At 48.6% G+C, this 14,898-nt stretch carries 10 protein-coding genes; 7 read left to right on the top strand and 3 right to left on the bottom strand.

Features of this window, described 5'->3' with window-relative positions:
• The first annotated feature begins 28 nt into the window (after window positions 1-28).
• From F0220_RS04930 to F0220_RS04945, 4 genes are all read left to right on the top strand, one after another.
• The gene (locus F0220_RS04930; RefSeq protein ID WP_105601003.1) at window positions 29-1,315 is read left to right on the top strand and encodes a sugar ABC transporter substrate-binding protein; all 1,287 of its coding nucleotides are present in this window, start codon (window positions 29-31) and stop codon (window positions 1,313-1,315) included.
• 137 nt (window positions 1,316-1,452) lie between these two features.
• On the top strand, window positions 1,453-2,808 hold the full coding sequence (locus F0220_RS04935; protein WP_105601002.1) for a sugar ABC transporter permease: 1,356 nt from the start codon (window positions 1,453-1,455) through the stop codon (window positions 2,806-2,808).
• On the top strand, window positions 2,805-3,641 hold the full coding sequence (locus tag F0220_RS04940) for a sugar ABC transporter permease (RefSeq protein ID WP_091015889.1): 837 nt from the start codon (window positions 2,805-2,807) through the stop codon (window positions 3,639-3,641). The genes F0220_RS04935 and F0220_RS04940 overlap by 4 nt, the downstream gene beginning before the upstream one ends.
• Window positions 3,642-3,791: 150 nt before the next feature.
• Entirely contained in the window at window positions 3,792-5,078 is a 1,287-nt protein-coding gene (locus F0220_RS04945) for an MFS transporter (protein WP_105601000.1), read from the top strand.
• 188 nt (window positions 5,079-5,266) lie between these two features.
• Here the strand turns inward: F0220_RS04945 and F0220_RS04950 are convergent, their stop codons facing one another.
• Complete coding sequence (locus F0220_RS04950) at window positions 5,267-7,423, bottom strand: alpha-amylase family glycosyl hydrolase (protein ID WP_149846284.1); 2,157 nt, start codon at window positions 7,421-7,423, stop codon at window positions 5,267-5,269.
• Window positions 7,424-7,869: 446 nt separating this feature from the next.
• Between F0220_RS04950 and F0220_RS04955 the strand changes: the two genes are divergently transcribed.
• From F0220_RS04955 to F0220_RS04965, 3 genes are read left to right on the top strand one after another with little or no spacing between them, the layout of a single operon-like run.
• Window positions 7,870-9,249: an alpha/beta hydrolase-fold protein gene (locus F0220_RS04955; RefSeq protein WP_149846285.1), complete on the top strand. Its 1,380-nt coding sequence runs from the start codon at window positions 7,870-7,872 to the stop codon at window positions 9,247-9,249.
• Complete coding sequence (locus tag F0220_RS04960) at window positions 9,246-10,664, top strand: cysteine peptidase family C39 domain-containing protein (RefSeq protein ID WP_149846286.1); 1,419 nt, start codon at window positions 9,246-9,248, stop codon at window positions 10,662-10,664. The genes F0220_RS04955 and F0220_RS04960 overlap by 4 nt, the downstream gene beginning before the upstream one ends.
• Window positions 10,658-12,019 (top strand): ANL family adenylate-forming protein, encoded by a 1,362-nt coding sequence (locus F0220_RS04965; RefSeq protein WP_149846287.1) that lies wholly within the window; start codon window positions 10,658-10,660, stop codon window positions 12,017-12,019. The genes F0220_RS04960 and F0220_RS04965 overlap by 7 nt, the downstream gene beginning before the upstream one ends.
• Window positions 12,020-12,198: 179 nt before the next feature.
• On the opposite strand, the gene F0220_RS04970 is transcribed toward F0220_RS04965, so the two are convergent.
• Window positions 12,199-13,971: an alpha-glycosidase gene (locus tag F0220_RS04970; RefSeq protein ID WP_149846288.1), complete on the bottom strand. Its 1,773-nt coding sequence runs from the start codon at window positions 13,969-13,971 to the stop codon at window positions 12,199-12,201.
• 223 nt (window positions 13,972-14,194) lie between these two features.
• The gene (locus F0220_RS04975) at window positions 14,195-14,776 is read right to left on the bottom strand and encodes a hypothetical protein (RefSeq protein ID WP_105600992.1); all 582 of its coding nucleotides are present in this window, start codon (window positions 14,774-14,776) and stop codon (window positions 14,195-14,197) included.
• Window positions 14,777-14,898: the final 122 nt, after the last annotated feature.

Consider the following 14,898-nt stretch of genomic DNA (forward strand, 5'->3'; position numbering starts at 1 on the left):
ACCAAGCAGAGGGAAGGGGACATTTTAGATGAGAAAATGGCAAGGGGCAACATTGTCCGTCATGATGGCTTTTACACTGGCTGCGTGCGGGGCTGGAGGCGGAAGTCCATCTCCAACTACGGCAGGTGAGAATCCGGAGGAAGTGGTAGAGCTGACAGCCGAGAACCTTCAACCGGAAGAAGGGGCAACGCTGGTGATCTGGGAGGACAAAAATCAAAGCAGTTTTATTGAGCAAAGAGCCAAAAAATTCGAAGAGAAGTATGGGGTAACGGTCAAAATGGAGGAATTACCTCCAACCGATCAGGTAACCAAACTAACGACGGATGGCCCGGCGGGTCTCGCAGCAGATGTCGTCGTTTTCCCTCATGATAAGATTGGTAGCGCTTCAGAGGCGGGACTTATTCTACCCAATGACATATTCGAAGCAGAGACCGTAGAGAACGCCAGCGACAACGCACTGAAGGCGGTGACGTTCAAGGATATCTTGTACGGCTATCCGTACAGCGTGGAGACCTATGCTCTCTTTTACAACAAAGCATTGTATCCAGAAGCTCCGAAAAACTTTGATGAGATTATCAGCTTCGCCAAGACGTTCAATAACGTGAAATCCAATCAATATGCGCTGATGTGGGAATTGCAGCAATTTTACTATAACTATGCATTCCTGGCTTCACAGGGCGGTTATATTTTTGGGGACAACGGGATGGATAGCGCGGATCTCGGTCTGAATAACGAAGGAGCCCTGAAGGGTGGACAGTTCTTGCAGAAGCTGAAGTCGGAAGTATTGCCGCTCAAGATGGGTGACGTGAACTATGATATCAAAAAAGGATTATTCTCCAGCGGCAAGCTGGCTATGGATATTAACGGTCCGTGGACCATTGCCGATTATCGCGATGCCGGTATTGATTTTGGCGTTGCTCCGCTTCCGGCAATTGATGGCAAACCGATGACCTCCTTCTCAGGAGTTAAAGCCTATTATGTAAATGCATTTACACAATACCCGAATGCGTCGAAGCTCTTGGCAGCGTTCCTTTCCAATGAAGAGGCTCAGATGGAGAACTTTGATCTAAACGGTACACTCCCTGCGAACAAAAACGTGGCTGCTGATTCGAAGGTGCAGGAGGACCCGATCAATAAGGCGTTCTTGGAACAGTTCAACAACTCGACACCAATGCCTTCACTTCCGGCCATGGACAGTGTCTGGGGACCGATCACGTCTGCCATTACGGATATATGGGATACCGATAAGGACGTGAAGGCATCGCTGGACAATGCTGTGAAACAGATCCAGGAAAGCCTTGCTACTGTCCAATAGGGACGAACGACGAATGCGAAGATATGCATAAGAATTGTATAGATTGAACTTCATATTTACACAAAAACGGAGAGGTCAGTGTAAGTACACTTTGTTCAATGTATACAGGTTAGCAAGAGGCGGGGAGGAGAGAGCAAATGCAACAGCAGCATGTCCCGGTGCCCGTTGGACCGAACAGGGAAAGACAGCATCGGATGACAGCGGCTATATGTTCCATCATACTGCAAGGTCTTGGGCAGCTGTACAATCGACAGTGGATTAAGGGAATTTGTCTACTGTTACTGGAGGGGGCAGGGCTTGCGTACCTGCTTCCTCGCCTGTCACAGGCCGTATGGGGCATATGGACACTGGGGGAAAATACACAGCGTTTTGTCAAAGTGAATGGGTCCACCGTACTCCAAAGGGGAGACCATTCCATCTTTTTGCTGTTGGATGGCATTATCGTATTGCTTGTGTTTTTTGTGTTTATCCTGATCTACATCTTGAATATCCGGGATGCGTATGTCACGGGACTCGCAAGGGAGGAAGGGAAGAAGACTCTGGGCGCAGCGGCTTCGCTTCGGAACATGATGGACAAAAACTTTCCCTACCTGTTTCTGTCCATCCCGGCACTGGGCATTCTTTTCTTCACCGTTATGCCGATTCTGTTTACGATCACCATTGCATTTACCAACTACTCAGCCCCGGACCACATTCCGCCAGCCAAACTCGTGGACTGGGTGGGCTTCAAGACATTCAGTGATCTGATTCAGTTGAAATCCTGGAGCCAGACATTCTACGGTGTACTGACCTGGACGGTCATCTGGGCCATTCTGGCGACAGTCACCACCTATTTTGGCGGTGTGCTTGTGGCGCTGTTGATTGAACAGCGGGGCATACGCTTCAAGAAGCTGTGGCGTACGATTTTTATTCTGCCTTATGCGATCCCGCAGATCATTTCTTTGCTGCTCATGCGTAATCTGTTTAATGGCCAGTTTGGACCAATCAATACGTACATGAGAGCGTTTGGGCTGGAGGGATTGCCCTGGCTGACAGATCCGTTCTGGGCGAAAGTCACCGTCATTGTTGTCAACATGTGGATCGGTATTCCCGTCAGTATGGTGCTCATTCTGGGTGTATTGACAGCCATCCCTCGTGATCTCTACGAGGCTGCGGAAGTGGATGGAGCATCCGCATTTCAGAAATTTCGAATTATTACGATGCCGTTCATTCTTTTTGCTACAACTCCGGTACTCATTATGCAGTTCGCCGGAAACTTCAACAACTTCAATGTCATCTTCCTGCTGACGAACGGAAATCCGCTACGCGGAGATTATCAGTACGCGGGGGCGACGGACCTGTTGGTAACCTGGCTCTACAAGCTCACGCTCGATAATAACAAGTTCAATATGGCTTCAGCGGTAGGGATTATTATCTTCCTCATCATCGCTTCATTCTCCATCTGGAACTTCCGCCGCTCCAAATCATTCAAGGAGGAGGACATGATTCAATGAAGACACGTAATAATCCGCTGCGTCTGGCCCTGAGTTATGTGTTATTGGTGATTATCGCTATTGTCTCCATCTACCCGGTACTCTGGATCTTTCTCTCTTCCCTGAGACCGGGTGCGGCATTGTTCAGTGAACGGTTGTGGCCCGAAGCATTCACGCTGACTCATTACGGTGAACTGTTCAATAATCCGTCCTTTATGTATGGAAGATGGTATATGAATACGCTGAAAATTGCCTTTTTCACGATGATCTTCTCCACGTTGATGGTGACACTCGGAATGTACGCACTGTCCCGCTTCCGCTTCCGTGGACGTAAAACCATTCTCTCCACCATGCTGATTCTTGGCATGTTCCCAAGCTTTATGAGCATGATTGCGATCTATATCATTTTGCTGCAAGTCAAATTGCTCGATACCCACGCTGCGCTCATTCTGGTCTATTCTTCAGGAGCGGTACTCGGTGGATTTATCGTCAAAGGTTTCTTTGATACGATTCCCCGCAGTCTGGATGAAGCGGCCCGCATGGATGGTGCGAGTCATCTGCGTGTATTTACCAGCATCATCCTGCCCTTATCCAAGCCAATGCTGACCTATGTGGCATTAACCAGTTTTACTGGTGCGTGGATGGACTTTATCTTCGCCCGCCTGGTATTGCGGACGAAGGAAAACTGGACGCTGGCGGTGGGGATGTGGGATCTGGTCAATCGGTATCAGGACAGTAACTTTACCATGTTTGCTGCGGGGGCGGTTCTGATCGCCATCCCAATTACCCTGCTGTTTGTTTTCTTGCAACGATTCCTTGTTCAAGGTCTGACGGCAGGAGCTTCCAAAGGTTAATTCTGCGCCATAACAACATAGTCAGCCGCGATACCTGCGGCACATTCCAATCAGGCACTTCCGTGATGTCATGTCTTTGTCGACTGACAGAACTGCGGAAGTGCCTGGTTCTATATGGGCTCGAATCTTGATTAGGGAGGAACGTGATGTATGGGCATAAACCCGTCCAGTGAGCCCGAGGTTATGGGATATCAAGGAGGACAAGCTGCATTGCAAAATGCCAAGACTCCGCGAACGCTTTGGCGTAATGTTACCTTTCGGAGAATCTTGTATGGCTATGCGATCTCCGTATTCGGGGATTGCTTCAACGGGATTGCGATCAGTCTGTGGGTGTTACAGACCACAGGGAGTGCAAAGAGCATGGCGGCCGTACAGATCTGTAATATGGCCGTCAGTTTTTTATTTGGATCGGTGGCGGGTACGGTTGCAGACCGATTGGATCGCAGGAAGCTGATGCTGGCCTCGGATGTATTCCGCGGCGTAATGGCTGTGCTGATTGCGATTAGCTTATTTGGTTGGCATGCGCCGTTCCCGGTGGTACTGCTGTTGCTCTCACTCTCCATGTTTTCAAGCCTGTTTCAGGCACCTGCATTCCACGCCTCTGTAGCAAGTATGGTAGGCAGGGAGCATATTCAACAAGCAACCGGAACCATTCATATGGTGGATAATCTTGCCCGGATCAGCGGTCTTGCCGCGGCGGGAGTTGCTGTGGCTGCGTTTGGAGGATTCGTCGCCATATTAATTACAGGGGCAACCTTCCTATTGTCCGCAGTCTGTGTGCTGATGGCAGGCCGCTTTCCTGTGGTACAGCGATCCGTTAGTCAGCAGACCACGTTTGTTCAGGAATGGCGCAGTTCGTTCGGCTACATTTATCGGAATCGTCTAATTCGATCCATTGTATTGCTCAATCCGGTGCTAATCTTGTTTTTCATGTCTGCCATGATGCTGGTTCAAGTGATGGCGGTCAAGGTATGGGAGGCGAATCCGGTACAGTTTGGATTAATTGAGACCTGTATTCCGCTTGGATATATGATTGGCTCTGCACTGCTGATTGCTTCGGGAAAACGATTGAAGCGAAGAGGAAGATGGGTATTTATCGGTCTGATTGTATTAGGACCACTCTATATTTTACTGGCGAATGTATCCTCACCAATCATGGCGTTGCCGTTAATCGTGGCCGGAGGTGCGATGTTCGCCTGCTGTACGATGCTCACTCAGATTATGCTGAGGACAGCCGTTCCAGACGAGCTGCAAGGAAGGGTCTATGGTGTCGTTGGAACAATCACCAGTACAGCGCCTATTCTGGGATTGACTGTTGTCTCCGTATTGGCAGATCAGTGGGGGGCAGCTTCTGTGCTGCAAGGCGTGGGCATACTGCTGCTGGCGACAGGTATTCTGGCCGCTACAACCTTGAAGTCGATCCGAACCTATCAATAAAACGTATTAGGATTATCAATGATATGGATTGAACCACATGTACACATCAGCAGAGAGTGAGATAGAGGTAATCTTAGCAGCTTATGAAGAACCTAAGCATTCTGGCTAAGCAAAACAAAACAGAACAAAACCCGGAGCACACGCTGCGTTAGCGTAACTACTCCGGGTTAGCTTGTGGACAGAATATTCTATTGCCAGTTTACATTTACAGTCGCTGTTCCGCTGGTTGGTGTGGTGAACGTGTGGTTGGAGCCACCTTCCCACGTAATGGTTGCTCCATTTTTCTTGAAGAATTTGAACTCCAGTTGTTTACCGGCAGGAACGCTCACATCATAGTACCAAGTTGGGTAGGCATGGATAACTTGATTGAAAGCAGGTCCAATAGCGGTGGTGCCCGTACTCCAGTTGCCGAGTTCTGCCACATTACCTGTAAGATAGATGTTCTGACCCAGAGTGGTGGAAGCGTTGTTAATGACAAATCGTACAGTGACCTGATCACCCGTAAGGATGGTGAAGTTGTTATACGCATTGCTGTTGACGCCATTCGCAGCTACCTTCACAGCATAATTGCCTGCGGCAACAGCTGGGATCGTCACTTTGATCTGTGTATCTTCCCATGAGGTGATAGCAGCACCGGTAACGGCTGTTGTACCGAAGTATACGGTACCTTTGGAGGAGCCAAATCCACGTCCGCTAATGGTAACAACATTATCCGGTTTACCCATCACCGGACCTACATGTCCGATCGTTGGTGTTGTTTCACTTGTTGTATACTGCCAGACCGCGGTTGCTCCGGCTGCCAGAGTGAATGAAGAGACGGTACCATTGGTGGAAGTGATGTTATTACCGTTCAGTGCGCCGCCCAGTACATCGGTGTAGTTGCCTGTTGGCAGTGAAGTGCTTAGATTCGCAATGCTCGCTGGTGTGGAGAGATTACGGTTCACGGCAACAACAGCTACACTTTTGCCGAATTTGCGCTCATAGATATACACATCATTATTGATCCAGCGTTGCTGCGTGGAGCCGTAGGCAATGGCCGGATTAGATTTGCGAAGAGGGGCCAGCTTGCTGATGACGTTGAAGGCTGTTGTTGTTTTGGAGAAAGAAGGCATTTTGGCCCGATTGTCAGGGTCCCCGTTACCTGTCAGATACTGTTCGGTACCATAATAGATGGCAGGTACGCCGCGTGAAGTCAGCGTGAAGGCCAGCGCCTGTTCCAGACGACGGTTATTGACGGCACTTGTTTTGAAGCGATCCATATCATGGTTGTCGATAAACGTAACTTGATCATTCACCTGATTGTAATCTGCCGCTGTACCTGTAATCATCGAATCGAGGGCATGCATGTTGGATGTGTTATCCCGGAAGACGTTACGTACGGCAGAGTTAAAGCGGAAATCAAGCAGGCTCATCCCGGAATCGTTGGCAAATTCCGTGTTATCCGCATCGGATGCAGCAGATCCCAGGAACCATTCACCGAAGGTGAATACTGGCTGGTGTGCATAGATGGAGGACATCCAGCTCTTTTGCCAGCCGAGAGGCATATGTTTCACCGCATCCACGCGAATGCCGTCCACGCCCATATCAAGCCAGAGCTTGATTGCATCTTTGAAATATTGGTCAATGGTACTGTTATTGTGATTCAGGTCAGCCAGGTCATAGAGGTTTTTGTAGATACCATTCTCCAGGGAGGAAAAATCGGAGCCGCCGTTGTGATGGAAAAATCCATTTGTATCATTTGTGTATCCGCCAACCAGGTTACCATTATCGTACAACTTGCCATTCTCAGCAAAGGACGTATCGGTTTCCATGGCAGGAGACGTATGGTTCGGTGCAAAGTCAATTACGATCTTGATGCCTTTGGCATGAGCGGTTGTAATCAGATTTTGAAAGTCAGCCATCGTTCCGAAATACGGATTGGTCTTTTTGAAATCACGTGCCCAGTAGCCATGATAAGCTGTGTTGATTACGCCGCCATAGTTGATCGTGGCGAAGATATTCTCAACCGGCTGGGAGATCCACAATGCCGTAACGCCCAGATCGCTGAAATAGTTATCGTTGATTTTGTTGATCAGGCCCTGCCAGTCTCCTCCGCAATACAACTTCAGGTTGCTACATGTAGCATCGTAGGCAGCTCCGGTGGGATTGTTGGAAGGATTGCCGTCCAGGAAGCGGTCCGTAAAGATCTGATAGATGACGTCTGTACTAAAGTTCTGCTTGTTGGTAACTGCGGTATCCGCATCGGCATAGATCGCGGAAGCAGGCAGATAGGGAAGTGCGCCTCCTGCAAGTAAACTGAGTGTCAGTGTTGTGCTGAGGAGTACACGTTTGGCCATTTGAAACATAGTAATCCACCCTTCTCGTGAATGTAGTAGTTTAAATAAACAACCAACCTGGCTCTTGAATAATAGCGCTTTCAATACAACGGAATGATACGCAGTGGATTGAAGACTTCCCTCCTTTTGACACGCCAACAACCCCGGCATCTCCTTCGGGAGTTACCGGGGTTGTCCTAAACCGCTCTGGTTTAAAAGCATGGCCCTCGAGTTATGATCACAACGTTATCGTAAGAAATATTGGATCTTATGTCAATAACTTTTTTGAGAGCATTTATTTTCTATTTTTATGTTTACAAAAGTACGTTCGCGCATTAAACTATTCGCAGATTCACAATATAAGGGCTATGTATCCCGGGACACGCACGTGTGTTTTGGGACAACCCCGTCTCTTCTGAGGCGGGGTTATTTGTATTATGCAGTCGAATCGGGAGAAGAGAGGCGGTTGATGATCGTTGAGTACCCATTCTGTCATCGAATGTTTGGAAGGCATTCAGGCGTCACGGCTGGGCAATATCCGCAACATTTATGTGTATCTCCCGCCCGGTTACCATGAGCAGACAGCTCGGCATTATCCGGTTCTGTACGTTCATGCAGGGCAGCGGGCATTTGGTCCGTCCGGGCCAGGCAATGAAACATGGAACATGGATCAGGCAGCAGACGGTCTTATTTCTTCCGGGCAGATTGAATCACTGATTATTGTCGGCATTACGCATATCCGTCCAGTCACGCACAACGAATTCTATCACTTCATCGCTCCGGAGAGAGAGGCCGTGAGTGTGGGGTGCTCAGGCATCGCTTATGAGCATTTTATCATTCATGAACTCAAGCCGATCATTGATCATCGTTACCGGACGTTGCCGGACAAGGAGAATACCGGGCTGTTGGGTTCATCTGCTGCTGCACTTTGTACATTTCACATGGGAATGCGAAATCCCGATGTTTTCGGAAAACTGATCATGATATCGCCATTCTATGTGGATGTGCAGCTGGACGAAACATCGGAAAGCGGGCTGTTGGAAGAAAACATGTATCGCTTGCCAGAAGAGGTACCCGACGTTCGGATGTGGATGGATATTGGAGACACGGAAGGTCTGTTTCTGCCTTCCCAGGTCAGAAGGGTAGCTCATCAATTACTTGAACGCGGAGTCAGATCGGATGAGGACTTGGCATTTTTGGAACAGCCGGATGCCTGTCATCAGGAAGGTGACTGGGGAGCACGCGTTCATCTCCCGTTACTATACATGTTCGGCCACGTTGGTAAACCCACCTCGCTCAAACTGCTTGGCAGGGATGTCATCGGACTACAGGGTGGAATGACCGTGTGTATCAATGCACAAATGCACTATGAGAGCGGGTGGGTTCAGAGTCTGCTGCATGGGAATTATTCTTCAAGTGACCCGGATGTAATCCAGGTTCGTTCGAGTGGAGAACTGGTGCCTGTCGGTATTGGAAGTGCATCCATCACGCTGAATATGGGGGGACTGTCTGCTACACGCATCTACACTGTCGTTCCTAAATTGTCCACTCATGTGGAGGTCTGCATTCATGCAGAGGTAGCCTCAGAGGAAGGGCGGGAGGAAACGATATATGGTGGGATGGGCATGAAACTTGTCCGTTCCGGTATAGGTCGATATGAAGGTTGTTACCGAGTTCCGCGTGATAGTGGATTCTCCTTCCGGTTTACTCGCGGTTTCCGCCGCTTCGAGACCGATGTGGATGGCAAACCTGTTGTCAATCGGGTATTTCGAGCGACAGATGATATGTCTGTACATTATTTAATCCAATCCTGGGGCAGTACTTCAGCCAAAACGGGAACAGGAGGCCCAAAATGATCATTCCTTCATTCGCTCCAGTGCTGGACATTCCCTATTATTATCCCTGCAATTTCCCTCTGATTCATGAAGTGCTCCATCAGCAAGGATCCATCACAAGTCTTGCACTGCTGGCGGCAAGCCGGTTGTACAGCCTTCCATCGTGCGGGGATAACGGACTGGTGAAGCCTTATTTTCACAAACTGGATTATGTTGAGCCGATCTGGGAGATGTATGGTCAGCGAGAGCTGGACAGCTTCGAGGAAGGCAAGGCGCAGATTAGGCAGCATATCGGCGATGGTGGGCTTTTTTTGGCTACAGGAACCAGTTATCATCTGCCTTATTGTGAGGATTATCAGAATCCCGAATACATTCGCAAACACGTGAAGCAAGGCTCCCGACTGCATCTGGTAGACCATTGGATTGCCGTGTATGGTCTGGAAGATGAGCATGTTCACGTCTATGATCCAGTGCCCTCCAAGTACAAGGGGAAGGTTGCTCAAAGAGCCTTTCATGATTTCTGGAAAGGGAACCAATGCATACCCGAGCTTGCTCAGGCGAAGCGCAAAGAAAAACTCCGAACGTTTGGCACCATGGACATTCGGGCAACTGTGCAGCTTGACTCTGCCGGGTACCGAGACATGTTGACCCAGGCGTTAACAACGCAGATTGAAGAATTTCTGACAGGCCGGACGATTACACAAGGAGAGCGGAATTATTATTTTGGACATGCGGTGTCTCTGCAGCTCCTGGATACGTTGCATGGAACGAAAGAAGGGGATCAATCCAATGAAATGTTAATTTCGGGTCTGCTGTTCGATATGCGATGGAGCCGGTATTTTCTGCGAGATCTTCTTCAGGAGTCTGCCTTATGGCTAGGTTCACCACTTGATCAATATGCAAGAAAATTCAACGACATCATTGTACGGTGGGAGAAGGCATACAATATGCTGCAGGTCAGCCGGATGAAGAATCACGAGCACTGGAAAGTACAACTGACAGGTGCCATTAAAATGTTGGTCACGGATGAATGGCACTGGTATGAGTCGCTTCGACAGTCCATGCCTCAGGCAGATTGCTTTCAACGTCAGAACGTGCCAATGATTGAACAAGAACACAGGGAGGTTCTGCTTCGTATCGTGCTGGATAGTTGCCGGGAGTTAAATGCATACCATAATACATCGATTCCGCTTGGTGAGGGCGGTAACGCTCCGCTATACGGACGAAATGGGCAACTGGATTCGCTGGAACTCGTGTCATTGCTTGCTGTGGTGGAGCAGGGAATCGAAGATCGATGGGGTACGGGAATGGGAGCTGCTCTGGCGGAGATAGCTGCTGCTTCCATGCCGGAAAGTCCCTATCAGACGGTAGGCTCACTTGTTGATTATCTCGCACAACAATATTCGCCTGCCGGTGAGGAGGAAGCAAAATGTTAAACCAATTCTTGCTTAAACGATTCGAGGAACAGGGACAGCATCCTGCACTGATCTGGAAGGATCAGGAGTACAGCTATCAGTGGCTGCTGGAACGGGTTGGCATTATGGGTGAGTGGATTATAGCAGAAGGGCTGACGGGGCAACTTGTAACACTGGAGGATGACTATTCCCCATATGCAGCGGCGGCATTGGTTGCTTTGCTCGGACAAGGGTGTATCGTGCTCCCCATGGATCGGTACCTGGTTGAAGCCAAACGACAGGAATACATCGAACTGGCACAGGTGAAATGGCGGTTGGGCGTTGAAGAAGGCAAGCTATGCATTCGGCAAACGTGTGAAACTTCTGGAGAGGTTCCTGTGTTGTTAACTACGCTAGCACAGGAGGGTGTAGGAGGACTGGTACTCTTTTCATCCGGATCAACCGGAGTGAGTAAAGCGACTGTGCATCGTGCAGATCGGCTGTTACATCGTTTTCGGCGGCAGGTTCGGCCCTTGCGAACGATTCCATTCATGATGTTTGATCATATCGGCGGTGTGAATACAATGCTGCAATCCCTGTCCAGTGGGGGATGTCTGTGTATCATTGCGGATCGATCTCCCGAAGAAGTGTGCCGGACGATTGAGAAGTTTCGTGTACAGGCGCTGCCTGTCTCCCCAACATTCATGAATCTGTTGCTGCTGGGCAGAAATGATGAGGGGTATGACCTGTCCAGTCTCGAGGTTGTATCATACGGATCGGAAGTGATGCCTGAATCTGTACTGGCAGCCTGGAACCGGAGATTTCCACAGATCAGAACGATACAGGCCTATGGCATGTCTGAACTTGGTATTCTGCCAACCCGCTCCAAAGAACCAGGTTCTCTGCTGTTCTCCATTCAAGATGAAGAGGTCAAGTACCGGGTGGTGGAAGGAGAATTGCAGATTCGTACAGCAACAGCGATGATCGGATATCTGAATGCACCATCACCCTTTACAGAGGATGGATGGCTGCGTACCGGAGATGAAGCCGTATTAGAGCAGGGGTACATTCGAATTTTGGGCCGCCGTTCGGAGATTATTAACATAGGGGGACGGAAGGTATATCCTGCCGAGGTTGAGGGTGTTCTGGAAGAGATGGAATGTATTGAAGCGGCGGTAGTTTCGGGAGAACCGAGTGGTATCATGGGTCAGAGAGTGAAAGTGACTATCCGGCTGGCTACAGAATGTACTCTTACCGATCTGCGGCGGTCCATCTGGGAATATTGTCGGGACAAGCTGCCTTCATACAAGATTCCGCAGAAAATCGTAATTACACAGGGAGAACTCGTAAGTTCGAGAATGAAAAAAATCCGTAAACCGATGATGTCGATATCCTGAACGAAATAATATTTCTCTGATTCGTTAGCCATTGAGCCCGCTTATAAAATGAAGAAATTAATGTGTGGTGGGTTCGTTAGGATATGACGTATAAGATGTAGGAGAGGCTGTCTCTGGTCGACAATATGACCTAGGAGACAGCCTCTTTGATGTTTTTTTCCTTGTTAGCTGTATTTATATCAGGCCTCAGCTGGTTGTTTGACCTCCATTTGGAGTAGGGAGAAGCCGTATGCTTCCAGATCGAGGGTCAGTTTATTTTGCCTAGCTTCCACGGTGTTTGATGTGTACAGATTCCGCCAAACGTTACGCTCTGCCAAAGGGAGTTCAAGAGTACATGGCTCATCTCCCGCATTCAGCACAAGAAGCATGCGCTCACCCGTATGCGAATCCGATCGTTCGATGGCGAGACAAGGGTCTCCGGCTTTTGCATATACAATCTTCAGTTCCGTGCTGCGCAGCGCAGGGTGCTGTTTGCGAAGGGCAATCGAATGGGTGAAGAATTCCAGAAGTTCACGGTTCTGCTTGGTCTCATCCCATTCCATACACTTGCGGCAACCCGGATCATATCCCCCGTCAAGCCCCACTTCGTCTCCATAATAAATACATGGCACACCTGGATACGTAAGCAGCAACGTAACGGCAAGTTTCATCTTGCGCTCGTCTCCATCACACAAGGTCAGCAGTCTGGGTGTATCATGACTTCCGAGCAGATTGAAGGCGGCTTCAGTAACCGTTTGTGAATAGGCTGCAAGCAGTTTGCCGATCTCATTGGCAAATCCGAGTCCGTCGAGTTTTCCGTTCACGGTGTAGTCCAATACCGAATTGGTAAACGGATAATTCATCACAGCATCGAATTGGTCTCCCTGAAGCCACATGAGTGAATCATGCCAGATCTCACCGAGCAGATACGCATCAGGTTTGATGGCTTTTACCGTCTGACGGAATTCACGCCAGAACTGATGATCCACCTCATTGGCCACATCGAGCCTCCATCCGTCAATGTCCATCTCCTCGATCCAGAAGCGTCCTACCTCCAGCAGGTATGCCTTCACTTCAGGGTGTTCCGTGTTGAGCTTTGGCATAAGCGGTTCAAAGGCAAAGGTATCATAAGTTGGAATGCCATCTTCCACACGAGGCGGCCAGTCTTTGATATAGAACCAGTCTGCGTAGGGGGAAGCGGCTCCATTCTTCATGACATCAACAAAAGGAGGGAACTCTCTGCCGGAATGATTGAACACCGCATCCAGAACGACACGTATGCCACGCTGATGACAGGCCTCCACGAACGCCTTGAACTGTTCATTGGTTCCAAAGTGAGGATCAACCTTCATGTAATCGCCTGTATTATATTTGTGATTCGTAGTGGCCTCGAACAGCGGACAGAAGTAGATGGCATTGATGCCCAGTTGGCTGATGTGATCCAGATGATCAAGTACACCTTGCAGATCGCCACCGAAGAAGTTCACCGGTGTGGGTTCTCCTCCCCAGGGTTCTGCATTGCTGGGACTGATGGAGGGATCACCATTCGCATAACGTTCCGGGAAAATCTGATAAAACACGGCGTCCTTCACCCACGCAGGCGGTTCAAAAATGTCGACCGGATTCATAAATGGAAAATCAAAAAACTCCAGTGGATGATCAGGCAGCGCCTGCTCGAATCCGCGCTCTGTCATCCAGACCGATTCCTCTCCCTGAATCAATTGGAAGCCATACCGTAATCTGCGATAGGGAGGTGAAGTCTCGGCTTCCCAATAATCGAACATTTCATCCCGGGCAAAGATGTGCATGGGAATGTGTGTGATCGTTCGGTCCCAGGCATATTTATCCCCGGTAATGGCAATCACTGCATCCAGATCATCACGTTTGGAACGAAGTCGCAAATGCATGGTCGAGCGGTCATAAGCATAGGACCAATTGAGTTTGGGGCGATGGTAAATGGCTTCAAGAATCATGTAAAACACTCCTCGTTAAATGATGAGATTTCAGATCAATGCGGCCATGAACGCAAAAAAAGGCACAACCTCAATTGTTCACGAGGTTGTACCTTTCGGCAGCATAGCCTTTTGATTATAGTGTTATTATACGAATTAACTCAGCAAAAGAAAACACTTTTCTTCCTTAAATTTCAAATTGTTTTATTCGAAATGTAGGATGCATATCTGCAATTACTGTTTTTTATAAATCAAATCCAAGTTTATTGGCGTATGCAGAGAATTCTTTGTGAAACTTCTCGATATTTTTCTTGCCAGCAGCAATTTTGGCATTGGATTGTTTCAGGAGAGCACTGTTTACCGTTGTTTTGGAGACCGCTTTTTTAGCAAGTTGGAATCCTTCCAGCTGTGTATAGCTACCTTTGATCAAGTTGGCATGGATTTTTTTCAATTCCGCATTTTGCGGTTTAATCAACTTCAGCTTGGATACATATTTGGTGTAGTTAGGAACCGCTGTGTTGGTCAGTTTCAGGTAAACGGACTTGCGATTGGATGATGTAATGTAAAATCCACCTCCCAAAGCATTAAAGGCTTTCTCCTCATATACCGACGCGGTATCCAACTGATCCAGGTAGTTGAGGAAATCTTCTTCTTCGACTGTAGGGATCGGTTCTTGTTCGGACGTGTCAACTTCTTCATAGTATTCGTCTTCCGAATATGTAGTGGTTGAGTCATCCGCAGCTGAGGCGTAGGACCCCGCAGGTGCGAATACCCCGCCAAGCAAGACAAAACTCATAATGATTGATAGTACCCATGATTTCTTCACGTGTTAATATCCCCTATCTATAGATGTGATTTTATTCCAATGGATAATCTAACATAGTGCGACAAGAAATTACAGGAATTGTTTTACAGTAAAACCCTTGGTTGGATGCATATGAATGCATA

Origin of the sequence: Paenibacillus sp. 37 (assembly GCF_008386395.1) — a bacterium.
GTDB lineage: Bacteria > Bacillota > Bacilli > Paenibacillales > Paenibacillaceae > Paenibacillus > Paenibacillus amylolyticus_B.